Here is a 25251-nt window from a genome sequence, read left to right as displayed (position 1 = left end):
AAAGTCAATCCTCTAGATGCTAATTAGATTATAGAAAAACGTCTAGTAAATACCTTTTATACACTACCATTAAGCTGCTTTTTCAGTATTACTATTCAATAATACCTGCCGTAATTTTTCTTTAGAAAATCCATGCATTAAAAGAAATTGTATAATCCTTTGCCAAAAATCCCTCACAATATACTGAAGGATTATTAAAACTTACGTTGGCAGGGTTAAACCTGTTACCATAACTTCCCCCACCACAAATATTTTCATAACAACACTGCTTACAATCGTCAGGCCTGTTTTCCATATCACTCAAAAAGTTATTAAAAAATTTATCTGATAAGAACTTAGCCCAACTAGTATTGCTTATGTTATATTCAACAAACTTATGAGGGACACATGTTCTCAAATCATCTAGTGGGCCGAGATTACCATTATTGGAAACACATATTAACGGTAATACAAAAGGACTTCTTTTGCCAAATCCTTCAACTCTTGAATAATTACCGTAAAATAGCTCTAATGAAAAGTTATATAGAAATTTCTCTATCCTTTTTATGATAGTTCTCAGTCAGGTCTTCTTTTATCTTATCTGCCCAGCATATATTACCATGCCCTCCACCATCTCTATCAAACTGACAATGGCTACTGTGATTATTTCTACCATGAAAATTACCTGAAAGTTTCTCTATTCTTTTAAGTATAATACTACTACTAACTTGACCAATATTAACGCTAAGACGCTCTAATAATAAATCCACTTGTTTTTCTTTGTCATTTACCATAATTACTTTGCTTTAAAATAGCAAAGTTTAGGTTTACTATAGCTTTTGTCAAGCATTTATCTGAGCTATTTATATATTGGAATGCTACTCGTCATTTTATTTGCTTTCAAATGTATAACTTTCGGTATCTTGTTTTCAAGGACTTTTAACTTAATATTACCACTATTAAAGTCAATACTATAACACTTTAGTTCTTGACCATTCTTGAGTCCCATATTATTGCAATCACTACCTAATTTAACCCCACGTATCTTTTGTAGCTCTAGACTTCTGGTTAAGTTAAAGCATATATCACTATACTTATCAGTATCTTGGAAAGTTAAATTTTTATTCAGTAATCTACTGGGTAATAAACTGAGAAGTATGCTAGAATCTCCTATAGAGGCTATGATATCTTTTATAAAGGACTCTGATAAGTAATGTTTTAAATGACTTGCAAATAAGTCAACATTAAAATTAACTTGCTTTGAAGTCGCTTCATTTATTATTCTATTTATAACATTTAATAAGTTATATTCTCCATTACTAATCTCATTTAATTTCTCATCAATTATCATTGCAAGAATAAAACCTTTGTTATAGCTCAACATGCTTATGTTTTGATCAAGTAAATGCTTTTGATTTATTTTTTCGAAATCAATATTAGGTATTAAAGAATTAAAATACTCTTTTAAAGTAATATTAATTATTTTTAAGTACTCATCTTTATCAATAAGTTTCGTGTCAAGTAAGGTTTTCACTCCATAAAATTCCGTAAATCCTTCAAAAAACCACTTATATTTTATTTCATTTTTCTTATCGTTGTCTTGCTCTATTATATGTCCTATATATCTGTGAATTAATTCATGTGATATCACTCTAGTATAATCTTTGATATTTTTTTTTAAGCTTCCCTCAATAATTACATAGTCCTTTCCTGCAGCACCTGTAGTTCTACTAAGATTGGGATTATCAACAAGTACTATATTATACGGCTTACTTTCTAGTATGAATAAGTTATCTTGAGCTAAGATAATTTTATTAATAATATTTACAAGACTGATACTATTATGAGCATTGGTATAAAGCTTATTTCTTTTATCAAGATCAAAACTTCTAAAATTGTCAGTTCTAATAATTTTTTCTATATTATCAAAAGGTTTTCTAAAAGGTAAAAAATCAGGTAAGTTTTTTAAATGTGATGAAGAGTTATCTAAAGCAATAGCAGAATGCATATACTGAATGTATATAAGGAAAAAACAAATAATATAATTTAATAGACTGTGTACATTTTTAAGCTTAATGTTTGCCATAAATAAAACAGGACATTGAAGAAGTGTAAGTAATTACGATTAAGCAAATATAATTTATTGCTAAGTAGGTGATAAGGATAATTTTAATTATCTCTTTAAAACTTTACTCTTCCCATATTATTGAACACCTTATAATAAAGACTGAGAAGAAAGTTATAAAGGATTCCATATTCTTATCATCATAGCGCTGTTACTACAGTAATAACACTAAGAATAACTATAAGTTTCTTTGAATGATAGTTGAAGCTTGATTGAAATTTTGAGGCTATAAAAACCGCAGGTACCAGTTGGTTTTTATTAGCTAAAGTAAACGTCAAATATCTGGAATTCTGGACATAAAATCCTCCTTTGAAAAAAAGATTAGAAAAAAATGCAATGCACATACGACAGAAATTAAGTATGTGTGTATGCACCCACATACGCTGAAGAGGATACGCTACATTTTTTTATGAGTTTAATAAAAAAAGTCTGCAGACAAAGATAAATTTTTGAGCTCTAAAAGTATCTCTAATTGTAGTTATAATCAGATTTAAAATGTGCGGAAGTAATTTTTAGCTAAGGTAAGAATATATTGTAGAAAAAAGAACCCAAAAGTTAGCGTTATTGGTAATCCAACTTGGTGTAACGGCACTGTAGACCTTACAATAAAGACTGAGAGGAAAGTTACAAAGGAAGATTATCATGCTTCTTCCATATTCTTTCTACTTTCTTGTTTTTAAGTAGCTCTAATGCTTTGTGAAAGTGATGCCTTGTTTTACTTGGCACTATAATGTCATCAATGTATCCATGTGATGCAGCAAAAAATGGATTAGCAAATTTCTCTTTATATTCTTTGATTAACGTTTGCTGGTCTTTTTCATGCCTAAATATAATTTCAACTGCACTTTCAGGGCCCATTACAGCTATTTCAGCGGTTGGCCAAGCATAATTTATATCACCTTTTAAATGCTTTGAGTTCATAACAATATATGCACCACCATACGCTTTTCTAGTGATAAGGCTAATTTTCGGCACGGTCGCTTCAGCATAAGCGTAAAGCAGTTTCGCTCCGTGTTGTATTATATTATTGTATTCTTGATTTGTACCTGGCAGGAAACCTGGAACATCAATAAGTGTGATGATGGGAATGTTAAATGCGTCACAAAATCTTACAAACCTCGCAGCTTTTCTTGAAGAGTCAATATCCAAGCATCCTGCAAGGTGCATAGGTTGATTTGCAACAACACCAATAGTATTTCCTCCAATTCTGCCAAAGCCAATTATGATGTTACGGGCAAAATCGGGTTTTAGTTCAAAAAATTTCCTTTCATCACACACCTTTTCAATGAGTTCATACATATCATAAGGAGTATTAGGATTACTAGGAACTAGAGTGTTCAAAGATTCATCAACATCATCAATTAAGTCACAGATTGTTACAGGTTTTGGCAACTCTTGATTGTTTGCTGGCAAAAAGGTAAAGAATTCACGCATTTCTAGCAACATTTCAACGTCGTTATTGAATGCAAAATCTGCTACTCCTGTTTTGCTTGTATGAATTTTTGCTCCACCGAGGTCTTCTAAGCTTACATCTTCATAGGTAACCTTTTTCACTACATCTGGTCCAGTTATAAACATGTATGAGCTATTTTTTACCATGAAAGTAAAGTCAGTTAGTGCTGGAGAGTAAACTGCACCGCCAGCACATGGGCCCATGATTAGAGAGATTTGTGGTATAACGCCTGATGCATTTACATTCCTTTGAAAAATTTCTCCGTAACCAGCAAGGGAATTTACTCCTTCTTGGATTCTGGCTCCACCAGAATCGTTTAGTCCGATAATTGGAATCCTGGCATTAATTGCCATATCCATAATTTTGCATATTTTTTTTGCATGTGATGCACCAAGTGATCCACCAAAGACAGTAAAATCCTGAGAATAAACAAAAACTTTTCTGCCATAAATAGTACCATGGCCAATTACAACTCCATCACCTAAAAAATCAGCATTTTGCATGCCAAAATCAGTTGCGTGATGCTTCACAAACTTATCATACTCTTGAAATGAATTTTCATCGAGCAATATACTCAGCCTTTCTCTAGCGGTTAGCTTTCCTTTTTCATGTTGCTTCTTAACTCTATCAGGACCTCCTCCTTTTTCGGCTTCTAATGTTTTGATCTTTAGAGTTTCTAGTATTTCAGAGTCTTGCATGTAGTAAAATAACTTTCAAATTGGTTGTAAACTTTATTGAGCTTACAAATCCTATTGATTATACACATACACCGTTGCTGCATGCAACGGTGTATGTGTACGATAATTAATGCGCTAGCAATTTCTATTTAATATTTTGAGAATGCTGAGACTCACTAACATTCTGTGCACTTGCACTTGTTACACCTGTTGATGGATTAATTGTTATAACTTCTCTTTCAATTCCTTGTAAGTTTGAAGCCAATGAGACCAATTTTGCTAGAGTCATGTCATTATATTTATCCATCTTCTTATTCTCATAATAGCCAATTTTTATTTTTACAGCTTTGTTTTCCTCGAAGTCCTCAGGACTTATATTATCACTTAAATCAGTACAAAATACGTTACCATTTCCACTAATATTTAAAGCAATACTGCAATCTCTATCACCCACTTTCCAGTTAAATTTAATTATACAAGACTCATTTAGTATTTGATAAAGCCTTACACCATCATCACTTTGTGAAACACGCACCAACCTTTTATCTTCTGGAGATACCAATGTAAAAGCTCCAATTTTTGGATTACTATCCTTTAAGGCTTTACCAGGAAATGAGTTATCAAATTTTAACTCACCTCTGCCTTCTTTTAACGATACCCATGCAGTAAATGATTTATCTTCTTTTCCTCTCAACCTCACATCTACAGAATCATTACCTGTATATTCAGCAATTCCTTTTCGAATTACACTCAGAAATTTCTTAGTTTCTTCATCATTGTCACTCAAAAAAAGCTCCTTATTTGCATGTGACCGGGATGGATCATTGAGGTTCTCCAATGCTTTAGCTAAAGTTATATAGTTATATATACGTGTCCTGTTGTTATAAGGTGTCCCTAATTTATAAATTTGAGGAGTTAATTGAGCAACTTGATCGAAATTCATTATTAAAGTTTCATTTGCATTATGCATAGCGCCTCCAATTCTACATAATAAACTTAAGATAAAATATCCTAATTTTAGTATAGGTATATAATCTATCAAGTCAATAGTTAAAATGAAAAATTTTGATTATAATCTATTATGTACAAAACATGCTCTTAAACTATGCTGAAAATAGTCATAATAGGCCTTCCAAATGCAGGCAAGTCAACTCTATTTAATAGGCTAGTAAGAAGAAAAGCAGCGGTAGTTAGTGACATTCCAGGAGTAACGAGAGATAGGCGTGAAGGAATTGGAAGAATTAGTGATTTAGAGTTTAAAGTTATAGATACAGGAGGATGGAATGACCAAACCAGTTTTTCACTACAAGTTATTGAACAAATAGAGTTTTCTTTATTAAGCGCAGATGTAATTTTTTTTCTTGTTGATGCAAAAGTGCAAAACGAGCAGAACAAAGAGTTTGCAAAGTGGCTGAAGAGAAAAACGAACAAACCTGTAATACTAATAGCAAACAAATGCGAAAGTCATAAATCGGAAAATGTTGATTATTTGCAGTTCTTCAACTTCATAGGTCCGGTGTATATCTCAGCCGAACATAATCTTGGTATGATTGATCTTTATGATGTATTAGCTGGTGTTATTGAAGATTTTAACAAAAAAACTGAGCTGCCTGAAAGTGAGTCCATTAGACTGAGGATTGCAATCATCGGTCGCCCAAACGTTGGAAAATCAACTTTTTTAAACAGTTTACTTGCAGAAAATAGACTAATAGTAAGCTCAAAACCTGGTACCACGCGTGACTCTGTGGATATTTCATACGACCATAATGGGAAATTAATCACTCTCATCGATACTGCGGGAATCCGCAGAAAGGCAAATGTTGTTGATAACTTAGAATCAAGATTTGTTGAAAAAAGTATAGAGTCAATAAAGCGCTCTCATGTAGTGATTTTAATGCTAGATTCCTTGCTTGGCGTTGAGCAGCAGGATTTATCAATTGCTGAAGCTGCAATTAAAGGGGGGAAGGGAATTATCATTGTTTTAAATAAGTGGGATTTAATAGGTAAGGATGACAGAAGTAAGTTAATAAAATTTGTCAAACAACAGGAAGTGACTCGGTTATTTTTGGAAGTGCCAACTGTAACAATTTCTGCATTGAAAGGTATGCGCTGTGGTGATGTGATAGATAAGTGTCTTGAAGTGAGTGAATCCTTAAACAAGAAGATCAGCACTGCAAAACTGAATAATTGGCTAATAGATGCTGTGGAAAAACATTCTCACCCACTTATAAAAGGTAGAGAGATTAAAATGAAGTATATTGCTCAAATTGGCACCAAACCTCCAGCTTTTTCTTTGGTATGCAACGTCCCGGAAAGTGTTGATGAGAGTTATAAACGTTATTTGACTAATGGTCTTAGAAAAAACTTCTTTGTTGAAGGCGTACCAGTCAGATTGCTTTTGAAAAAGAATAAGAATCCCTATGTAAAGTAGGTAATCTTGTTTTATTAATAATATAGTTTTTTATCTTATTAATATTCTTAATAAGTAAATAATATTACTTAAATAAGTAGTTGATAAATTAATATTATATAGTAAAGTATTAACTTGTTTAGTACTTTTGCTATGAATTATAAAGGACAAGATTTAAGGCCTGGATCTCCACATACTTTCACGGTTGATACACCTTTAGTATTTCAGTGGCTTCCAAGGCAATATGGATACCTGATTCCAGAAAAATATTTGGAGAGATTGAGCGAATGGGCAAAAAGAGAAGATACGCGTGTAGTGAAGTTAGTAATAAATGGATCTGGTTTTACTCCTACGCAACGTAAAGAGTTGGAGAATAAAATATCAAACAGAAAATTTAACCCAAACAAAAATATAGAACTTATAGATTTTAATGAGCTGGATTTAGGAGAGTATGAATTTAGCTTTCACTTACAAACAGATAAGAAAACAGAACTATCTAAATGTCCTTTATACACTGTATCTCAATATTTCAAAGATCTATACTCTATTCCAGAAAGTAAAAGATTATCTTTTGGTGTTGAGATAGACAGTATGCGTATATTTATGTTGTTAGCACTGAAGTCTCCTATGATCTATTTTGATTTTGATATTTTACCTAAGGAAGACAAAAAACTTGGTGAGATTCAGGCTAGCCAGGGCTTTTTGGTTGCTGAAAATGACAGAAAAGGTTATGACTATGATGGTATAGCAAGTATTGAAAATGCTATCATTGCTCTAAGCGATGCTGGTAGAGTAAAAATTATGGAAATTTACAATGAAGTAAAGAATAAGTTTCAAAAAGATTATCCTTTGTTTAAGTTATCAGAACATGAGATTTACAAAATTATGGAAGAGATAGTATATTTCACTCTTTCTAATGACGTTCTTCTTCTTATATCTAGCTATCAAGATTCTAACAAACGTTACAATAGACGTTTGGAAGAAGCAAGATTGCTTATGCAAGAAACATTTGGGTTTAAAACCAATGGAGGAGAAGTTGATATTCAATATGACAATAGCTGGACGAAAAACAAGGATGAATTGTATACCAAAGAAGAAATTGCAAAAATAGATAGTGATACTAGAGTTGCAACTGATATGAAAGGGCTGATTACTGAACCAATATACAACGGCGAGCATATGTATAGAGGTGTAAAAGTAGTAACATAGTACTTAGTGTTCTATCGTTACATGAAACGTTGTCAAACAAGAGTTGACTCTTCACAGATATTGTAGTAATTCATTAACTATGTCAGATGTAAATAACAGTTCTATAATTTTTCTCTTATCAAGCGCTGTCGCTTTAATTTTTGCATATGTGCTAGAGTATTTTTTCAATATGATACCGTGTAAGTTATGTATATACGAGCGAGTAGTTTACTATGTTACAGGGCTACTTGCAGTTGCGTACATGTTCAAAGACAACAAAATCCTAATCTATGCGATGTTTTGCAGCTATCTCATTGGTGCAATAATATCTTTTTATCATGTAGGTCTTGAACTCCACTTATTTCATGATGTTTTAGGCTGTACAGAGCAAGCAAGTGGTAACGTTAGCATAGAAGAGCTAAGAAATAATCTATTAAACCCTAACTACTCTCCGTCTTGTGACAGACCTCATTATATTTTTGGTGTTTCGTTAGCAACATGGAATCTTATTTATCTTATAGTAGCTCTATTCTTATCAGGTAAAATGTATTGTGAAGAAAGAAATAAGGTACAACAGTAACTGGTATAGACGCTGTACTTGTGCGTTACTTGGTGCTGTCCGTAATTTAAAAATTTAGCAAGTCATACCCACTGATTCTTGCACAGCTGTACGAACATTATGGTTCAGCATGCCAGTGCCCTCTTTCTTGTCATCCGAGTAGCTGAAACTGGAAGTGCAGCTATCATCCAAATAACCTTTCATTGTTATGAAAGCAGCCTATTTCTTGTCATCCCAGTGCCCAGATACTGGAATTCAGTTTGTCCATAGTCTCACCAAAAACGTTGTATTTTAGCATAATTTTGTGCTCAATATGCTTATTTGTAGTAAAGATTTCAGCATCAAGTGCTGGCCTGAAGCTTTAGCTATAAATATTAATAAATTTACTAAGTAAAAAAAGGCAAAAGAATCCCTATATAGCGAGTTTTAATAATGTAAATTGATAATGTGCTAACAAGCGTGTTTTGGCTGAAGTAGAAAAAATTTAAAAAACATGTAGCCGCTATAATTTTTATGTAATCTGCCAATAAATATCTGAGTTTTGTTGTTAAACCCGCGGAGATTAAAAATAAGGATAAATACTCTTATTGATATAAGAAGAAAAGTGGGAAGGTTTGTCAAGCCGCTTCTATGCACCTGAGCATTGATCATACGGGTTCCATCTGTTATATATAGTCTTTTGCATACGAAGAAAACTGATGAATGAGTATGATATTACAGTTATAGGCAGCGGTCCTGGTGGTTATATAGCAGCAATTAGAGCGGCGCAGCTTGGACTTAAAACTGCAATTGTTGAAAAGGAGGAAAATTTGGGTGGTATATGCTTAAATTGGGGATGTATACCAACAAAATCGCTACTTAGAGCGTCTGAAGTTTATAGATTAATAAGAAGATCAGAAGAATTTGGCATAAAAGTAAAGGATACAAGTTTTGATATACAATCAATAGTGAAATATTCAAGGAACGTTGTTGATAAGCTATCAAGTGGTGTTGAGTATTTGATGAAAAAAAATAACATCAAAGTTCATCAAGGCTTTGGTAAACTTGCAGGTAACTATGTTGTAAAAATTCTTAATGATAAGAAGGAGGAGGAAATTTCTTCTAAGCATATCATTTTAGCAACAGGTGTAAGGGCAAGAAATCTTCCTGGAATCGAAGTAGATGGAGATTTAATATGGAATGCGCAGCACGCTATGACTCCAAAGAAGTTACCAAAATCTCTACTAATCATAGGTTCTGGTGCGATAGGAATAGAGTTTGCAAGTTTTTATAGTACTTTGGGAGTTGATGTAACAATTATAGAAGTAAAAGACACTATTTTGCCGCTGGAAGATAAAGATATTTCAAATTTAGCACAAGAAATATTCACAAAACAAAGGATAAAAATATATACAAACAGTAGCGTAAAAGCTTTGACTAAAAATAAAGACTTTGCTCAAGTGTTACTAAGTAGTGGTGAGAGCAAAGAATTTGATAGGGTGATTGTTGCAGTTGGCGTGCAAGCAAACACTGAAAATATAGGTTTAGAAAATACAAAAATTAAGTTGAGTCCTTCTGGTTTCATTGAAACGAATGAGTGGTATGAAACAAGTGAATCAAGTGTGTATGCAATAGGTGATGTAGCTGGTCCCCCATGTTTAGCGCATAAAGCAAGTCATGAAGCTGTAATCTGTGTTGAGAAAATTGCCGGTAAAAATGCTCATAAGTTAAAAAAAGAGTGCATACCAAATTGCACTTACTCTCATCCGCAAGTAGCAAGCGTTGGCCTTACTGAGGAACAGGCAATAAAAAGTGGATACGATATAAAAGTAGGAAAATTTCACTCCAACTTTAATGGTAAATCTATTGCACTAAGTGAAACTGAAGGTTTAGTGAAAACAATTATAGACAAAAAAACAGGCGAACTTCTGGGTAGCCACATGATAGGTGCGGAAGTAACAGAGTTAATTAGCAATTTTGCTCTTGCAAAGCAACTAGAAGGAACAGACTTCGACATAAAATCTACGATTTTTCCTCATCCAACCATTTCAGAGATGATACATGAGTCAGTACTTGCTGCAGATGGTGAATCGCTGAATAGTTGAACTAACGTTCTATCGTTTTGGAGCTACAAGTATCCTGATTAGGCGATTCAATTCTAATAGATTGATTACCAATATCAGATTTTTCTAACTTTTCTTTTAACCCTTCAGCTGCTTCTTTCACTTCAAGCTTTTTTTCCTGATTAAGATCCTCTGGGCTTTTTCTTTTACTGTCTAAACCTTGTTGTCTATCAATATTTTTATTGAGTTGTTCTTGCTGAGGTAGATCAACAACTGAGTTAAAAAGAGCTTTTATTATGTTTTTTAGTAAACCTCCGCTTCTGCTTTGCTCTTGAGGCTTATTTTTTACGTTAGATTCTTTTTTACTGTCACTACTTTTAGGCATTTTTAACTCAACTATCATAAAGCTTGATAAAATTTTACATGCAAAGTATTAAAAAATAATTAACAATATATTATCAAATTACTACTTACAGATGACTATTATTCTAGCAACAGGCGGTACAGGTGGACACATTTTTCCAGCTATAACCTTAGCAAGGGCACTAAAGGTACAAGGATACAATTGTATATTATTTACGGATCAAAAAACCATCAATGTAGAAAGTTATATTTTACCATTGTGCAAGCCAAGCGGCAACAAATTGAAATTTCTCTTTTTGTTAATGTATAGTTGTGCACTAGCAATATATAGAATCAGGAAATTAAAACCAAGGCTAATCATTGGTTTTGGTAGCTACGCTTCTTTTCCAACTCTTTTTGCAGCAAAGATTTTTTCTATACCTATAATTTTACATGAACAAAATATAGTTTTAGGGAGAGTAAATAGATTCTTTTTCAAGAGTGCAAAATTAATTGCAACTAGCTTTCCAGAGACTAAGTATGCAGAAGGTAGTAAATACGTTTTTACAGGAAATTTTGTCGATATAGAAGCACAAGGCTATTCTAGAGCTGAAACAGTTTTAAACGTGTTAATAATAGCAGGCAGTCAGGGTGCAAATTTTTTTGATGATGTAGTGAGCAGCGTAATTTGTGATCTACCTGTTGAAGTAAAAGAGAGGATTAGAGTAACGCAGCAATGTACGAAGAAAAATATAAACAAGGTCAAGAGTCTATACAAAAGTGAAGGAATTGATTGTGAGTTAAGTGAGTTTTTCGATGATATGGAAAATAAACTGGCCAATGCTCATTTGGTAATTAGCAGAGCGGGGGCAACTTCAATAGCAGAGATTACTCTTGCTGAGCGTCCTGCTGTATATATTCCTTATCCTCACTCAAAAGATAACCATCAATTTTATAATGCAAAACATATTGAAGATTCGGGAGCAGCTGTAATAGTTGAGCAAAATAGTAACGCGAAAAAGAATCTAGGAGAGTTGCTAGTTGATTTATTGCAAAATTGTCAAAAATTGCTTGATATGGCTAATAATACTAAGAAAACAAGAATAAGGAATGGAGTTACTGAATTTATTAAGGCAATAGCTCAAGAACTTAGTTGACGAATTGCTTTTTCTTCAAATGCATTCCATAGTTCTTTTTCTAGTGATTTACTATACAACTTATTGATATAAACTACTCCCGTAGGTGAGGTAGTATTAATTTCGAGCAGGAAGTCATCTATAATATCAATACCAACAAATATTAGCCCTCTTTTCTTTAGCTCAGGACCAATTTTATTACATATTTCAGTGTCTCTATCATTCATTTCAATAGATTCAAAACTTGCTCCAAGCCGCATATTTGTTCTGATTTCTCCGCTAGACTTTGGAACTCGCTTCATTACTCCTATTGGCTTTCCATCCAGTAGCAGTATTCTTTTATCTGTATTTATCTTTTTACAAAATGCTTGTGCAATTACAGGACATTCATATTTTGCAATCATGAGATCGACTACCACTTGAATGCTATTTTGGTCTTGTATTCTTATTACGTCATTTCCTCCATAGCTATATAGTGGTTTCAAGATGATATCCTGATAGTCGTGACAAAAATTTCTAATCATCGATATATTTTCAGTGATCAAAGTTGGAGGAATTAGCTCTGGAAATAGTGAAGTAATTAATTTTTCAGGACAGTTTCTTATTTCTGTTGGATTATTTATTACTAACGCAGTAGTCTTTTCTAAGACATAGGTTGTTGTAATGTACCGCATATCAAATGGTGGATTCTGTCTGATAAATATGATATCCATTTCATTCAAATCTATAGTTACATCTTCTTTAGAAGTAAAACCAAAATCATCAACGCTGACTTTCTGAGCAAGAGCAATTGACTGATTTAACTTGAGTGCTAGATTATTAGGAAGATAGACAAAAATTTCGTGCTTTCTCCTCTGCGCTTCTTTTATTAATGCAAATGTAGTATCAGTTTCAAAATTTATATTTTCATCCATTTGAAAAGCTACTTTCATTTATCCTCCCTTCCTATTACAATATACTATAGTACCATAAAAGTGTTAATAATGGAGCAAAGTATGGAATTAACAGTAGGAAATAATGCACCTGATTTTAGTTTGCCAACAGATTCTGGCGAAATTTTATCGCTGAGTGAATTTTTTGATAAAAAAAATGTAGTCCTTTATTTTTATCCTAAAGACGATACTCCGGGCTGTACAATGGAGGCAAAAGGCTTTAGAGACAAAATAGAAAATTTCTCTTCTCTTGACACAGTGATAATTGGTGTATCAAAAGATAGCGTTAAGTGCCACGCTAACTTCAAAGCAAAATATTCTTTGCCATTTTCTTTAGTTTCTGATGAAAATGCTGAAATGTTGGAAAAATATGGTGTTTGGGTAGAAAAAAGCATGTTTGGCAAAAAGTATATGGGAATAGAGCGCACTACTTTTTTAATAGATAAAAAAGGTAAAGTAGTGAAGATCTGGAAAAACGTAAAAGTTAGTGGACATGTTGATGAGGTTCTAGAAGAAGTAAGGAGAATATAAATTAAAGAATGACTACCCATTGCTATATAAAAAAACTGAAATTATATAACTTTCGTAGTCATTCAAACTTTGAACTGGATTTAGATGATAGACCAGTTGTAGTAACTGGCAAAAATGGTATTGGAAAAACTAATATACTTGAAGCAATCTCATTGCTTGCTAAAAGCAACGGAATGAAAAAAGCAAAAATCAATGAGATGCAAAATAGGCGCAGTAATGAAAGTTGGGTAGTGTATTATGATTTTTTCAATGGAGCAGAGCTTAACTCAATTGGTATAGGAAAGAATCTTAATAAGAAATTAATACAAATTGATGGGAAAACGCAGTCAAGCTACTCATCTTTGTATAGAATATCTAATGTAATATGGCTAATTCCACAAATGGACTATATTCTTCTTAATTCTCCAAGTGACAGGTTAAAATTTTTAGACCGTATAGTTTCACTATTTGAAGAAAATTACACCTATTGCTACATGAAATATAGAAAAGCTAAGCATGAGCGAAGTAAATTGCTTAGAGAGAATATTTTGGACGAAAGTTGGCTCTCTAGTCTTGAAAACGTCATGGCTACCAATGCAATTGATATTTTACGTATGCGATCATCTGTTTTAAAGATATTACAAGACACAATTGATAACCATTCTTGTGAGTTTTTTCCAAAGGCAAGTTTGAAATTTAGCAGTCAGCTAACTTTGAACGATACTGCAGAATATTTTCAGAATCGTCTAAAGGAAAACAGAGAAAAAGACTCATTAACTGGTAGAGTAACCTTTTCTGTACATAATGATAATTTTTGGGTTTTTTGCCAAAAAGGGGACATGCCAATAAATCTTTGTTCTACTGGAGAGCAAAAGCTATTACTGCTTTCTATCATCTTATCTAGTGTAAAAGCAAGGTGTATTCATTACAATAAAGCACCTCTTCTTCTGCTTGACGATATAATGTCGCATCTGGATAAAGATTACAGAAAGGTGTTAATGGAGGAGGTGTTAAGTATTCAATGTCAAACTTGGATAACCGATGTAAATCAAGATAATTTCAATAACTATCTTTGCTCTTTCAAGTTTTTTGAATTATCAAGTAAATAAATTTCAAGCGTGCTGTCATACATCAAGCTCATATTCGGTATGTAAATCTCTAATTAAAGCCTCAGCGTGTTTTTTTTGAACAACTATACTGATCTTGATTTCGGACATTGTGACAGCAAGTATTTCTATCTTTTTTTCGCTTAAAACCTTGAGTGTGCGGTACATCACTTCAGTGTTAGACATAACACCAATACCAATTATTGAAATTTTAGCTATATTATTGTTTACGACATAATTTTCATTTTTGTTCAATAACTTTGTCATTAAATCAACATCAAATTTAGAAATCAAAAAGCTTGACCCATGTATCATGTCAATTTTAACGTTTGCTCCTGCTATATCTCTTAAAGTATCCAAAGTATTTGCAAAGTTAGTAAAAGTTACAAGAGCTTCGTGAGTGCTATAAGTTATTCCAGTAATTAAGTATCTTTCCAGTACATCTTTTTCGTGTAGTACTGTAGTGCCTTCTACTTCCTCAAAAGTGGATAACACCTGCACCTTAATATTATGCTTCATTGCAAGTTGTACTGAACGATTATGCAATATTTTAGCACCAGATGACGACATCTCCAATATTTCATTGTAAGAGATAGATTTAAGCTTGCGTGCCCTTGGAACAATTTTTGGGTCTGCTGTATATATTCCGTCAATATCAGTAAAAATTTCACAAGTCCTAATACCAAAGACTACAGCAAAGGCAATTGCTGAGATATCAGATCCTCCTCTACCAAAAGTAGTGATTCTATCATCGTGTATACCCTGAAAACCAGCAATGATTGCAGCAGTATAACCCTCAGCAAAAGATCTTTTTACATGGTCAATTTTTATCTTTTTTATTTTAGACTCAGAATAAAAATTATCCGTTACAATTGGTAACTGCCAGGCGAGCCATGATTTAGCATTAACTCCAACAGACAGAAGAGTGATAGCTAATAACCCGCAAGAGATTTGTTCTCCTGCTGAAAGCAGGACATCATACTCTGATAACTCTTGTCTACAATTTAAATTTGAAATTTGCCTGGCTTGAAAAGCCATTTGGTCAGTGAATCCTGCAGCAGCAGATACAACAGCAATTACATTATAACCTTTTTCAATATCGTTTTTTATTAGATTTGCAACTCGATTTAAGTCAGTTAGCGAAGTACCACCAAATTTTTTTATTATTATTTTGTTCATAGTTACAATAAGGTCAATTTCACCTTTCTAGAGAGTATAGTTGCTTAATTAAATGTGTTTTTCTGGTCACTAATTAAAGTGATAGAGGATTATTCATCTTTATCACTACCAAGGTCTTTTAACATACTGTAGTTGCCTTTTCTAAATTTACCTTTTAAAGATGTAACTCCGCTTTCGCTAATTCCACTTAAGCTTAATGCTGCTCCACCTAGCTGCAATCCAATCTCAGACGTCTCGGGAATAATTTTACTAGCCCCTAGATCTTTATAAACCTCCACATTATTCAAATCTGGTAAACGTATTATAATATTTACATGCGGGAAGTTTGTTGCAACTAGAGAAACTATTTTCTTTATAGTGACTTCGTTCTTTATTGAAACCACAAGAGCTTGAGCTCTTTCTATTCCTACTGATTTTAAAATTTCATATCTTGTAGCATCTCCAAGATATATAGGGAAACTGTCATTTTTTCCTTCTTTCACTATTTTTGATTGAATATCTACAACAACATAACTTAAATGCTCTGCAGTAAGCATTTTCGTTACCATATATCCCACTCTACCAAACCCGGCAACTATTACGTGGTTATAAAGATCTTGTGTGTCTGTTTCGATTGCTTCATCGTCTAGTATTATTTTTTCAGTGCTAAATGAATTTGCTATCCAGTCTCCAATTCCCGATAAAAGAGGAGTAAAAGCCATAGTTACTGTAGTTACCATCATAAGCACTTGAGCGATTTCACTTGATAGTACATCTAATTCATCTGCTAAACGGAATAAAATAAATGCAAATTCACCACCTTGTGCAAGCAGTAATCCAGCTTGTATTGCAGGTGCACTTCTAAATCCAAAAAATCTACACAATGTATATATAATGGACGTCTTTAAAACGATAAGGATAATTGATAATAAAGTAACGAGTGGTAACTTATTGAGTAAAAGGTCAATATCAATAGACATGCCAACAGTCATAAAGAATAAACCAAGAAATAAGTCTTTAAATGGCAATACTGCATGTTCTACCGAATTCCTGTGTTCTGTTTCTGCAACTAGTAACCCAGCAACAAATGCACCTAATGCCATTGATAAATGAAATTGTTCAGTAATAAATGCTGATCCTAATATTATCAGAAGTGTTGTTGATATAAAGATTTCATTACTCTCCATTTTGGCAATAACCGAAAACAATGGCCTCAGTAATAACCTACCAGTTACAAATATCAACACCAATGCAATAGCTGCTTGTACTAATGAGCCTGCCAACGAGCTTATTAAGCTGTGTTCAGAATTGCCAGTAAGCAGAGGCACTAGTACTATCAGAGGTACCACTGCAAAGTCTTGCATTAGTAGCACTGCTATCGACAATCTACCAACTTGGCTTGCTTGAGAACCCTTTTCTTGCAGAACCTGCAACACTATTGCTGTTGAAGATAGTGCAAGCCCACCACCAATAACTGCTGCCATGTTTATGCTCACTCCAAAGGCGAGAGCAATGCACCATATTGCTATCATAGTAACTATAACTTGGAGAGAACCAAACCCAAACACATGCCTACGCATGGCGATGAGGCGTTCAAATGTCAATTCAAGACCTATAATAAACAACAGGAAAACTACTCCAAATTCTGCGAAGTTATCCATTACTTCAGCTGAATGTATCAGATTAAATCCATGAGAACCAATCAATGCACCTGCAACAAAGTAACCAAGCACTGGACTAATATTCATTTTCCAAAACGCTATTACTATAAACACAGCAGCGGAAAGTAAGATTATAATATCAAACAAATGCTGAGAGCCACTGTGCATGATATTTACCCTGTAGAATTAGACCACTTGATTGAGCAACCAATACTTGATTTTTGGTCAATTGGAGGATTGCTAGTTTTTGCAATAAATTTCATCGCTTGAAATAAATCACTACTTCCTATTTCATAATTTTGAACTTTCTCTTTTTTTGCATTGTTAAAACGTCCACGATAACGAAGTTTTAAATCAGCGTTAAACCCAAAGAGATCAGGGGTACAAACAGCACCATACTCTTTAGCTACTTCTTGGTTACTGTCAATTAAATATGGAAATGTAAACTTATTTTTCTCGGCAAAATTAATCATGTTTTCAAAGGAGTCTTCTGGGTACTTATTCACATCATTTGGCATGATTGCAACGGTGTTTACCTGATAATCTTTTTTCAACAAATTAACATCGCTTACTAGATTGCTAATAATTGATTGAACGTAAGGACAGTGATTGCATATAAACATTACAATAAGACCATTTTCCCCATAGCAGTCACTTAATGTATAATATTTGTTATCCACTCCCAAGAGATTGAAATTCTTTGCAGTAAAGTCTAAATCTATCTTAGGAGTGTCTAGCGCAACCATAGCTCATAGAGAATTGTATACCGTGTATAATTTATGATCTTATTGCTTAAATGTCAAATGGTTTCTATGTACACTGTTTGCATTTAGCATTGTAATTATAAAATTTATGTTCATAACCTTCGAAGGAATAGATGGTTCTGGTAAAACAACACAGTCTGAGTTACTTGCAAATTATTTCAAGCAAATTCACGGTGAAAATAATGTCGTATTGACTAGAGAACCAGGTGGTACTGATTTTGCAGAAAAAATAAGAGGATTACTACTTAAGGATAATATTGATCCTATTTCTGAACTCTTGCTGCTTATCTCGATGAGGCACGAACATATGAAAAAATTAATATTGCCAGCTATTAAAGAGGGAAAGACAGTTATTTGTGATCGATTTATCGATTCAACTATTGCGTATCAAGGGTATGGACTAGGTGTTGACTTGAGTCTAATAAGAGACTTACACAAATTAGTGGAAATTAAATATCCAGATATCACATTTATTTTAGATATTGATGTTCAAGTTGGACTCAGCAGAGCAAAGGATAAAAATAAGTATGAAGAAATGAGCATTGATTTCTATCATAAAATTCGAGAAGGATTTCAAGAAATAGCTATAAAAGAATCTAATAGATGTAATGTTATTACTGGAATTGAAAAAAAAAGTGATAATCATGTACACAATGAAATTATTGATATTGCAAAGACTTAGCTATACGTATTGAACTTTTGCTAACCTAAACAGTTACTGCATTAACCTGTGGTAAAAAATTATCAATTTTAGGTGACGTTATTTCATACGAAAGACTCTCTTTTTGATTAGCTAAAAAACTTTGTATTTCATTTTTAGGTTTTTCACTTATTGTTCTATATATTCTTGCGCGATTAATTAGCTCATTTCTACTATTCTTATTGCTTACTTCAGTTATGGTAAAAAATTGATCAAAGTGACTTAAAAGATCCTCATTCTTTATTAAAGATGCAATATCATCAATGTCTTTTACGTATAAAGCAAGTTTGTGCGCTTTGATACGATCCTCAAAACAAAAGTATGTTACAAAACTTATTTTTTGTGATATCTCTTGTTTTTGCTAGCAAAGATTCGATCTCGTCTTGGCAACGCACTCTCTTAACTGACTCAGCAGATACCTAGAACATTTTCTACTACAGATTTTTTCTCACAACCAAAAAGAAACGTATAATATCCCATAGACAGAGTCAAGAGAAGGAATATAGCTGGAAGCAAGAATGGAGCAAGTACATTTTGCGATCCAGGAAAGATAAACCAGATAGCAGTTGCTGCTGATACAGCTAAAAATAACCCTGACATAACGAGTTTTATTTTTCTTCCGTATCCGTTATCAATAACCGTATTTACGCCAATAAAAGCCACATCAACCATTGCTCATACCTCACTAAAAGTAATATTAGCTTAATAATAGCATTGTTGTGATAAGAAATCAATATTATGAATATTTTAATTAATTTATAAAATCATCCAACCAAATAGAAAAAAGGCAAAAGAAGTCCCGAATAGCGAGTTTTAATAATTTAAATTGATAATGTGCTAACAAGCGCGATTTGGCTGAATGTAGAAAAAATTTAAAAGACATGCAGCCGCTATAATTTTTGTGTAATTTGCCAATAAATATCTGAGTTTTTTTACTGAATTTTGTGATTGAGCCTGCAGGTCAAAAACAAGGATAAATACTCTTATTGGTATGATAAGAGGCTGGTGAAGTTTGTCAAGTGATTCTTCTATCCGAAATCACAATATTTGTACAGTTGAAAGATGGTTGCGGGAGTAGGATTTGAACCTACGACCTTCAGGTTATGAGCCTGACGAGCTACCGAGCTGCTCCATCCCGCGTCGTTGCTTATTTATTATTATATGCGTAATAATAATAAATAAAAGAATAAAATCACACTATTACATATATTTATATATCTATTAACCTTTCTTAACATGATAGTAAATTATATACATAACAATCTGTGCAATGAAAAATATAACTTGATATTGTGGTTCCCTGTTTTTCAGTGTGCAGGAATTTTAACCTATTTCTCATTAAATTTTGAACCAAGCTGTGCTTTCACTATATCTATTTTTCTCTTGCTTTCACCTATACTAATTCTGATTGCAATATTATACAGGAAATACGCAATATTATGCATTTCTTTAATTGCAGTGCTCATAGGATTTACAGCCAGCAAATTCAGAACAGATTCAGTTAATACTCACATTCTTGATAAGGAAAGGTATGTGAAAGATATTGTTGCTACAGTGAAGGATATTAATAACAAGGGCTCGTATGAGCAATTTTTGCTTTATGAAATAAAAAACACGAAGTTTAAGTTAGATAGCATCAGAATATCAGTTAGAACCAAAGCGGAAGAAGGCATTAAAATAGGGGATCAAGTAAAATTATCAGCAAAACTCTTTCCTCCAAAAATTGCGCCTTCGGAATATGCATATGATTTTGCAAGAATAGCATATTATCAGAAAATAAATGCCACAGGCTTTGCAACAAGCAAAATAGTCCTGTACAAAAAGGCTGAAGCAAGAAAATTTCAAGAGTATATAGAATCTTTCCGTCAATATATCTATGAAAACCTACAGCAAAATACCAAAAAGCCACACGCGGACATAATCTCTGCATTATTAATTGGCAAAAAAGATGGGATAGATCAAAAAACTATGAATGCGATACGAGATTCAGGTATAGCACATTTATTCGCTATATCTGGTTTACATTTATCGTTTGTTGCTGGTCTATTTTTTATAGTATTCCGTAATTTATTTGCAATATCTGAAACTTTGACTCTTAAATATAACACTAAAAAAATATCTGCATTCTTTACTATCTTGCCAACCACGTTTTATCTATTGATCACTGGTATGCAAATTTCCGCTCAGCGCGCGTATATTATGGTAATTTTAGTACTTGTTGCAATAATGATAGAGAGAAAATATCGAGGATTAATAGCAATTGCGTTTGCTGCTTCGGTGATACTCATAGTGGAGCCAGAAGCAATCTTAAAGCCAGGTTTTCAAATGTCATTTTCTGCTGTCTTAGCACTGGTTGCCAGCTATCAGATCAATGCCAACAAATTTTTAAAAATAATAAAATATTTTGTGTCGATAATGATCAGCTCAATAATAGCAAGTTTAGCAACGGTTCCGTACACAATATACAACTTTAATTATTTTTCAATCAGCGGCATTATCACAAATTTGATTGCTATACCAATAGTTACACTCATTATTATTCCACTTGGAATAATCTATGTTTTATTGATTCCTTTAGGTACTCAGTGGATTATAACGCCTCTCATGGAACGCCCAATTGACAGCGTTTTATATATAACAAATGCAATAGCTAATCTTCAGTATCTGGTTATTCCTATTCGCACTTTTCCTGCATCATCGATCATTATAATAACGCTTGGGTTATTGTGGCTGTGCCTGTGGGAAAGGAATTGGCGTTTTTTTGGAATTTTCTTTATTCTGCTAGGTATTTTCTCTAGCGCTATGTATAGAACTCCTGATATTCTAGTCAGTGCTGATAATCTTGCTGTAAAAGAAGGTGACAATTTACTATATTCTCTTACTAGAAAAAACAGAAATTTTGTTGTCAAAACGTGGGCAAAGCAAAACGGGCAGAATCAAATTGTGAATCATACTAAATTCAGTAATTCAAACAAAAGGCTAAAATGTAATGATTATGGCTGTATATATAATAAAGGAAATAATAAGTCAGTGTTGCTAGCTCACAAAAGAGAAGATATTTTAGAAAATTGTAACAATGTCGATCTAGTAATTCAGCTAAGCAAATTCAATCACCCAGCTTGCAATACTAAAATCATCAAGTATTCTGATTTAGAAGTATATGGTACACATTCTATTTGGCTAACAAATAGTGGCGTAAACGTTAGTAAAGTGCGTTCTAATCGTCCTTGGCATAAGCCAAAAACTTGTTTTTAAAGTATCATTTATATATAATTACTTAATTAGGATGTAAGGAAATTTATGCCTTTAGATACAACAAATCCTTTCAATGTTAAAGTAGATCATAATTTTGCCAAAATAGATGATGCTATTGGTTTTTTTCCTAGGTTATGGCGTGCAACAAAGAAATATTCTGTAAGTAACACTCTACCCATAGCGATTGTAAATATTTGGCTTCAATTTTCTTTGGCTTATGTAGCTGCAATAATAATAACCCATAATGATCTAAGGTTTATTACAGATATTTTTAACCCAACATTCATGCCAATTTACACTTTGGTTTCTGTTGTTCTTTTAATAACTTTTGTAGCCTCTTCTGCTATGAGATATATGTATAAGCAGGAGATAAAAGAAGGAGAGAAGTCGATAGAGGAATTAATAAATGATAAAATTAGAGGTGGCAAAGACAACGAGATAAGTGAAATTGCTGAAAATGCTTTGAAAATAGAGATAAAACCAAATTTAAGTCTTATAGGTCGCAAAAAAGCAAACTTTTCAATAATTTTGCCAATTTCTGAAAATCAAAAAAAAATATTAGATGATCAAAGACAAGAGAATAAAAATAAGGCAATTTTTCTTACCATACCATATGTAATTAGTGCTGTAATTATAGTTGGTGCGTTAATACAAAATAGACTGAGCTTTGCCAATGTTCAGGATTTGGAATGGGCCATAGTTGCACTGGCTAGTATCATTGCTATTGTTGGGATATGTATAACATTCAGCAAGCTAAAAAACAATGAGATAAACAATAATCATAATATTGTTAAAAAATTTAATAATTTAGATATTCTCTTTCCATGCAGAAGAGGTGGTGTTGTATCGGTAATGGAAAAAAAGACAAAAGATGAGGAAGAAAATGATCCAATATCTCGATTAATAAAATTACTAGATAAGCACTTGACTAATTTTACAGATAAAATTGTTGACTCATTTGATAAGCGCTTAGATGAAGCTAAAGATCTACTTGATAGCAAACTTCTAAAACCTGCAAATGATGAAATTCAAGAAACACTTGTTCATCTACAAGGAATTAGAGGAGACATCAAAAAAGATTTAGATAAGTTGCGTAAGGAGATGATGGTCATTTTAAGCGAAGCTAAAGAGCTGGCAAAAAGAACAAATTCACTAAACATTGAAAGCATTTTTTCTAGTTTAGAGAATACTATTAAAATCGCTGAAGATAAGGTTGAGCGATTTGAACCAAGCAGATTAGTTGGCTTTTTTCAATCTGGAGAAAGAACAATTAGCGATGATCGTAAGTTCATAGATACATTGGAAAAACAAAAAGAAGAAGCGGAAAAGATAAAGAACGAATTAGAAGAAGAACTAAAAAAAGTAAAAGATGAGCTAGCAGAATTAAAGAATAAACAGACTCAATCAAATGAACCTAATAGCAGTGAAGGTAGTATTACTGCTACTTCTTTTGACAAACAACGGGATGAAGAGAAAAAAGCAAAAGAAAAAAATAGACTATTAAAATCAAAAAAAAGGATGAAAGAGCTGGAGCAAGAAAATGCAAAATTGGAAAAAGAATTATCTGAACAAGAAAAAATGGATGAATGGAGAAAAAAAGTTAACGGTAAAGCAAGTGGCTTTCTATATTATTTATTAGAGTCTATTAAGCTAGAAGAAAAAGATAAAAAAGAAGAAAAGAGGGAGTTAACGCTACGGGATTTTGATAATAAAATAATAATTTACTGGAAAGATGGCTCTCAAACAATTTGCCACATTAAAAAACAAGACGGCCTTCAAATTCAACCTAGTACAAAAGTTGATTTTGTGAATCCAGATGTTCATGCAGCATTTGAAGTAGCATGTTCAGGACTTTAAATATTAGTAGTGAAGAGAAAAAATTAAGATTAGATACTTATGTAGCTAAAAAATGCAACATATCTCGCAGTAAAGCGCAAAGATTGATACAGAATGAGCAGGTGAAATTACTTGGTATACCGATAATTAATAATGATCACATAGTAAAACCAGGTGAAGAGTATGTGGTGCATCTCATTCAACCTGACATATCCACATCAATTGAGCCTAATTATGACATAAAACTTGATATCGTCTATGAAGATGATGACATTATAGTTCTGAGTAAACAAAGTAGATTAACAGTACACCCAGGTGCTGGAACAAACAATGATACACTCCTGAATGCAGTGATCGCTCACCTTGGCAAAATTCCATATATAAATACAAGACCAGGAATTGTTCACAGGCTTGATAAAGATACTAGTGGACTCATGGTAATTGCAAAAAATGAACAATCCCACAGCTTCTTGTCTGAACTGCTATCAAATCGTAAAATAAAACGGGAATACTTAGCAGTAATTTGGGGAGCATTACCTAATCTGCAAGGAACAGTAAAAACCCATATTGCTCCAAAACGCAGTAATAAAGAAATGATGTGTGTCACAAAAACAGCAGGTAAATTAGCAATCACTCATTATTCAGTGAAGAAAATTATAGGGCAAGCAAGCCTGGTTAAATGTACTTTAGAGACAGGCAGAACACACCAAATTCGAGTACACATGAGCCACATAGGACATTCTGTAGTTGGTGATCAAGTTTACGGAAAAAATAGTAGTAAAAGTGAAAAACATGCTAAAAACTCTGACTTTATCCGTAATTTCAATAGACAGGCACTACATGCTCACACGCTAGGCTTATATCATCCAAAAAGTAAAGAATATATAGAATTTGTTTCTGATTTACCACAAGACATGCAAGTCTTAATCGGTGAATTTGAAAATATATCTTAACAACATTCATATCAATATTATCATCCATGTTATCAAGAAATTAATTAATGAGAGAAAAACTGCTGCACTACCTAGATCTTTCACTTTTTTTGAAAGTATATGTTGTTCACTGGAAATACGCTCAATTGTTGTTTCAAAAGCAGTGTTAATAATTTCTACAATTAACACCAAAAATAGGCTACTTACCATTACTGCACGTTCTAAATTACTTACATCTAAAACAAACAAAGTTGAAACACATATTATAAAAAGCAGTAACTCCTGTCTAAACGCAACTTCTGATACAAAAGCTGATTTTATTCCTTCACAGGAGTATTGAATTGCTTTTATTAGACGAGTAATGCTTTTCTTCATTATCAATTTTGGAAACTCAATGAACTACACTTATTGCACTCAGGTAAAAAATGCATGAAAACACCTTTCAGTCGTGATCACTTACAAAGATTTTTAAGTTAAAGTCTAGCA

Annotated in this window: 22 protein-coding genes and 1 tRNA gene; 11 read left to right on the top strand and 12 right to left on the bottom strand. The window is 32.9% G+C overall.

Features of this window, described 5'->3' with window-relative positions; genetic code table 11:
* Positions 1 to 518: 518 nt before the first annotated feature.
* The 4 genes from OPR30_RS05890 to OPR30_RS05875 form a co-directional block, all read right to left on the bottom strand.
* The gene (locus OPR30_RS05890; protein ID WP_265030647.1) at positions 519 to 773 is read right to left on the bottom strand and encodes a hypothetical protein; all 255 of its coding nucleotides are present in this window, start codon (positions 771 to 773) and stop codon (positions 519 to 521) included.
* 65 nt (positions 774 to 838) lie between these two features.
* Positions 839 to 1987, bottom strand: a complete 1149-nt coding sequence (locus tag OPR30_RS05885) for a M61 family metallopeptidase (protein WP_265030646.1) — start codon at positions 1985 to 1987, stop codon at positions 839 to 841.
* 741 nt (positions 1988 to 2728) lie between these two features.
* Positions 2729 to 4255: an acyl-CoA carboxylase subunit beta gene (locus OPR30_RS05880; protein WP_264375211.1), complete on the bottom strand. Its 1527-nt coding sequence runs from the start codon at positions 4253 to 4255 to the stop codon at positions 2729 to 2731.
* Between the two features lie 124 nt (positions 4256 to 4379).
* Entirely contained in the window at positions 4380 to 5204 is an 825-nt protein-coding gene (locus tag OPR30_RS05875; RefSeq protein ID WP_265030645.1) for a hypothetical protein, read from the bottom strand.
* A 135-nt stretch (positions 5205 to 5339) separates the two neighbouring features.
* Here OPR30_RS05875 and der point away from each other — a divergent pair, with 135 nt between their 5' ends.
* The 4 genes from der to lpdA all read left to right on the top strand — a co-directional run bounded on the left by der (position 5340) and on the right by lpdA (position 10475).
* Positions 5340 to 6665 (top strand): ribosome biogenesis GTPase Der, encoded by a 1326-nt coding sequence (gene der, locus OPR30_RS05870; RefSeq protein WP_264376004.1) that lies wholly within the window; start codon positions 5340 to 5342, stop codon positions 6663 to 6665.
* Positions 6666 to 6779: 114 nt separating this feature from the next.
* Complete coding sequence (locus OPR30_RS05865) at positions 6780 to 7853, top strand: hypothetical protein (protein ID WP_265030642.1); 1074 nt, start codon at positions 6780 to 6782, stop codon at positions 7851 to 7853.
* Positions 7854 to 7932: 79 nt separating this feature from the next.
* Positions 7933 to 8412 carry a disulfide bond formation protein B gene (locus OPR30_RS05860; protein ID WP_006013300.1) on the top strand — a complete coding sequence of 160 codons (480 nt, stop codon included), beginning with the start codon at positions 7933 to 7935 and terminating at the stop codon, positions 8410 to 8412.
* 677 nt (positions 8413 to 9089) lie between these two features.
* Positions 9090 to 10475, top strand: a complete 1386-nt coding sequence (gene lpdA / locus OPR30_RS05855) for a dihydrolipoyl dehydrogenase (protein ID WP_264682508.1) — start codon at positions 9090 to 9092, stop codon at positions 10473 to 10475.
* A 1-nt stretch (position 10476) separates the two neighbouring features.
* Here the strand turns inward: lpdA and OPR30_RS05850 are convergent, their stop codons facing one another.
* The gene (locus tag OPR30_RS05850) at positions 10477 to 10836 is read right to left on the bottom strand and encodes a hypothetical protein (RefSeq protein WP_052264877.1); all 360 of its coding nucleotides are present in this window, start codon (positions 10834 to 10836) and stop codon (positions 10477 to 10479) included.
* A 73-nt stretch (positions 10837 to 10909) separates the two neighbouring features.
* Between OPR30_RS05850 and OPR30_RS05845 the strand changes: the two genes are divergently transcribed.
* Complete coding sequence (locus OPR30_RS05845; protein WP_265030639.1) at positions 10910 to 11932, top strand: UDP-N-acetylglucosamine--N-acetylmuramyl-(pentapeptide) pyrophosphoryl-undecaprenol N-acetylglucosamine transferase; 1023 nt, start codon at positions 10910 to 10912, stop codon at positions 11930 to 11932.
* Here the strand turns inward: OPR30_RS05845 and gshB are convergent.
* On the bottom strand, positions 11917 to 12843 hold the full coding sequence (gene gshB / locus OPR30_RS05840; protein ID WP_265030636.1) for a glutathione synthase: 927 nt from the start codon (positions 12841 to 12843) through the stop codon (positions 11917 to 11919). The genes OPR30_RS05845 and gshB overlap by 16 nt on opposite strands.
* A 63-nt stretch (positions 12844 to 12906) precedes the next feature.
* Between gshB and bcp the strand changes: the two genes are divergently transcribed.
* A complete protein-coding gene (gene bcp / locus OPR30_RS05835; protein ID WP_010403789.1) occupies positions 12907 to 13374 on the top strand; it encodes a thioredoxin-dependent thiol peroxidase in 468 nt (155 codons plus the stop codon).
* Positions 13375 to 13382: 8 nt separating this feature from the next.
* Complete coding sequence (gene recF, locus OPR30_RS05830; protein ID WP_007302298.1) at positions 13383 to 14462, top strand: DNA replication/repair protein RecF; 1080 nt, start codon at positions 13383 to 13385, stop codon at positions 14460 to 14462.
* A gap of 15 nt (positions 14463 to 14477) precedes the next feature.
* On the opposite strand, the gene OPR30_RS05825 is transcribed toward recF, so the two are convergent.
* From OPR30_RS05825 to OPR30_RS05815, 3 genes are all read right to left on the bottom strand, one after another.
* Positions 14478 to 15638 carry an aspartate kinase gene (locus OPR30_RS05825; protein ID WP_265030634.1) on the bottom strand — a complete coding sequence of 387 codons (1161 nt, stop codon included), beginning with the start codon at positions 15636 to 15638 and terminating at the stop codon, positions 14478 to 14480.
* An 89-nt stretch (positions 15639 to 15727) separates the two neighbouring features.
* Positions 15728 to 17446 (bottom strand): monovalent cation:proton antiporter-2 (CPA2) family protein, encoded by a 1719-nt coding sequence (locus OPR30_RS05820; RefSeq protein ID WP_264375200.1) that lies wholly within the window; start codon positions 17444 to 17446, stop codon positions 15728 to 15730.
* A gap of 5 nt (positions 17447 to 17451) precedes the next feature.
* Positions 17452 to 18024, bottom strand: a complete 573-nt coding sequence (locus OPR30_RS05815) for a thioredoxin family protein (RefSeq protein WP_264375199.1) — start codon at positions 18022 to 18024, stop codon at positions 17452 to 17454.
* 106 nt (positions 18025 to 18130) lie between these two features.
* Here OPR30_RS05815 and tmk point away from each other — a divergent pair, with 106 nt between their 5' ends.
* Entirely contained in the window at positions 18131 to 18724 is a 594-nt protein-coding gene (gene tmk, locus OPR30_RS05810) for a dTMP kinase (protein ID WP_265030633.1), read from the top strand.
* Between the two features lie 426 nt (positions 18725 to 19150).
* Here tmk and OPR30_RS05805 read toward each other — a convergent pair whose 3' ends face one another.
* Both OPR30_RS05805 and OPR30_RS05800 read right to left on the bottom strand, forming a co-directional pair.
* The gene (locus tag OPR30_RS05805; protein WP_265030632.1) at positions 19151 to 19414 is read right to left on the bottom strand and encodes a hypothetical protein; all 264 of its coding nucleotides are present in this window, start codon (positions 19412 to 19414) and stop codon (positions 19151 to 19153) included.
* A gap of 391 nt (positions 19415 to 19805) precedes the next feature.
* Positions 19806 to 19882 (bottom strand) — tRNA-Met (locus OPR30_RS05800).
* 96 nt (positions 19883 to 19978) lie between these two features.
* On the opposite strand from OPR30_RS05800, the gene OPR30_RS05795 reads away from it, so the two are divergent.
* Genes OPR30_RS05795 through OPR30_RS05785 form a run of 3 tightly spaced genes read left to right on the top strand, consistent with a single transcriptional unit; the run spans position 19979 to position 24786 of the window.
* Entirely contained in the window at positions 19979 to 21997 is a 2019-nt protein-coding gene (locus OPR30_RS05795) for a ComEC/Rec2 family competence protein (protein WP_265030630.1), read from the top strand.
* A 45-nt stretch (positions 21998 to 22042) separates the two neighbouring features.
* On the top strand, positions 22043 to 23854 hold the full coding sequence (locus tag OPR30_RS05790; protein ID WP_265030629.1) for a coiled-coil domain-containing protein: 1812 nt from the start codon (positions 22043 to 22045) through the stop codon (positions 23852 to 23854).
* Positions 23839 to 24786: an RluA family pseudouridine synthase gene (locus OPR30_RS05785; RefSeq protein WP_265030628.1), complete on the top strand. Its 948-nt coding sequence runs from the start codon at positions 23839 to 23841 to the stop codon at positions 24784 to 24786. Before OPR30_RS05790 ends, OPR30_RS05785 begins: the two co-directional genes overlap by 16 nt.
* A 6-nt stretch (positions 24787 to 24792) precedes the next feature.
* Here the strand turns inward: OPR30_RS05785 and OPR30_RS05780 are convergent, their stop codons facing one another.
* Positions 24793 to 25140, bottom strand: coding sequence for a diacylglycerol kinase (locus OPR30_RS05780; RefSeq protein ID WP_007302306.1), 348 nt, complete (start codon positions 25138 to 25140; stop codon positions 24793 to 24795).
* Positions 25141 to 25251 lie beyond the last annotated feature (111 nt).

It is taken from the genome of Wolbachia endosymbiont (group B) of Athalia cordata (genome assembly GCF_947251845.1).
Taxonomy (GTDB): domain Bacteria; phylum Pseudomonadota; class Alphaproteobacteria; order Rickettsiales; family Anaplasmataceae; genus Wolbachia.
The sequence above is the reverse complement of the archived record's forward strand: the minus strand, read 5'-3'. Positions and strand labels throughout refer to the sequence as shown.

Bases quoted from the DNA above. Each gene is read 5' to 3' on its own strand.
- OPR30_RS05890 (WP_265030647.1), bottom strand. From the start codon at position 773: ATGGTAAATGACAAAGAAAAACAAGTGGATTTATTATTAGAGCGTCTT.
- OPR30_RS05885 (WP_265030646.1), bottom strand. From the start codon at position 1,987: ATGCATTCTGCTATTGCTTTAGATAACTCTTCATCACATTTAAAAAAC.
- OPR30_RS05880 (WP_264375211.1), bottom strand. From the start codon at position 4,255: ATGCAAGACTCTGAAATACTAGAAACTCTAAAGATCAAAACATTAGAA.
- OPR30_RS05875 (WP_265030645.1), bottom strand. From the start codon at position 5,204: ATGCATAATGCAAATGAAACTTTAATAATGAATTTCGATCAAGTTGCT.
- der (WP_264376004.1), top strand. From the start codon at position 5,340: ATGCTGAAAATAGTCATAATAGGCCTTCCAAATGCAGGCAAGTCAACT.
- OPR30_RS05860 (WP_006013300.1), top strand. From the start codon at position 7,933: ATGTCAGATGTAAATAACAGTTCTATAATTTTTCTCTTATCAAGCGCT.
- lpdA (WP_264682508.1), top strand. From the start codon at position 9,090: ATGAATGAGTATGATATTACAGTTATAGGCAGCGGTCCTGGTGGTTAT.
- OPR30_RS05850 (WP_052264877.1), bottom strand. From the start codon at position 10,836: ATGATAGTTGAGTTAAAAATGCCTAAAAGTAGTGACAGTAAAAAAGAA.
- OPR30_RS05845 (WP_265030639.1), top strand. From the start codon at position 10,910: ATGACTATTATTCTAGCAACAGGCGGTACAGGTGGACACATTTTTCCA.
- gshB (WP_265030636.1), bottom strand. From the start codon at position 12,843: ATGAAAGTAGCTTTTCAAATGGATGAAAATATAAATTTTGAAACTGAT.
- bcp (WP_010403789.1), top strand. From the start codon at position 12,907: ATGGAATTAACAGTAGGAAATAATGCACCTGATTTTAGTTTGCCAACA.
- recF (WP_007302298.1), top strand. From the start codon at position 13,383: ATGACTACCCATTGCTATATAAAAAAACTGAAATTATATAACTTTCGT.
- OPR30_RS05825 (WP_265030634.1), bottom strand. From the start codon at position 15,638: ATGAACAAAATAATAATAAAAAAATTTGGTGGTACTTCGCTAACTGAC.
- OPR30_RS05820 (WP_264375200.1), bottom strand. From the start codon at position 17,446: ATGCACAGTGGCTCTCAGCATTTGTTTGATATTATAATCTTACTTTCC.
- OPR30_RS05815 (WP_264375199.1), bottom strand. From the start codon at position 18,024: ATGGTTGCGCTAGACACTCCTAAGATAGATTTAGACTTTACTGCAAAG.
- tmk (WP_265030633.1), top strand. From the start codon at position 18,131: ATGTTCATAACCTTCGAAGGAATAGATGGTTCTGGTAAAACAACACAG.
- OPR30_RS05805 (WP_265030632.1), bottom strand. From the start codon at position 19,414: ATGGTTGATGTGGCTTTTATTGGCGTAAATACGGTTATTGATAACGGA.
- OPR30_RS05795 (WP_265030630.1), top strand. From the start codon at position 19,979: ATGATAGTAAATTATATACATAACAATCTGTGCAATGAAAAATATAAC.
- OPR30_RS05790 (WP_265030629.1), top strand. From the start codon at position 22,043: ATGCCTTTAGATACAACAAATCCTTTCAATGTTAAAGTAGATCATAAT.
- OPR30_RS05785 (WP_265030628.1), top strand. From the start codon at position 23,839: ATGTTCAGGACTTTAAATATTAGTAGTGAAGAGAAAAAATTAAGATTA.
- OPR30_RS05780 (WP_007302306.1), bottom strand. From the start codon at position 25,140: ATGAAGAAAAGCATTACTCGTCTAATAAAAGCAATTCAATACTCCTGT.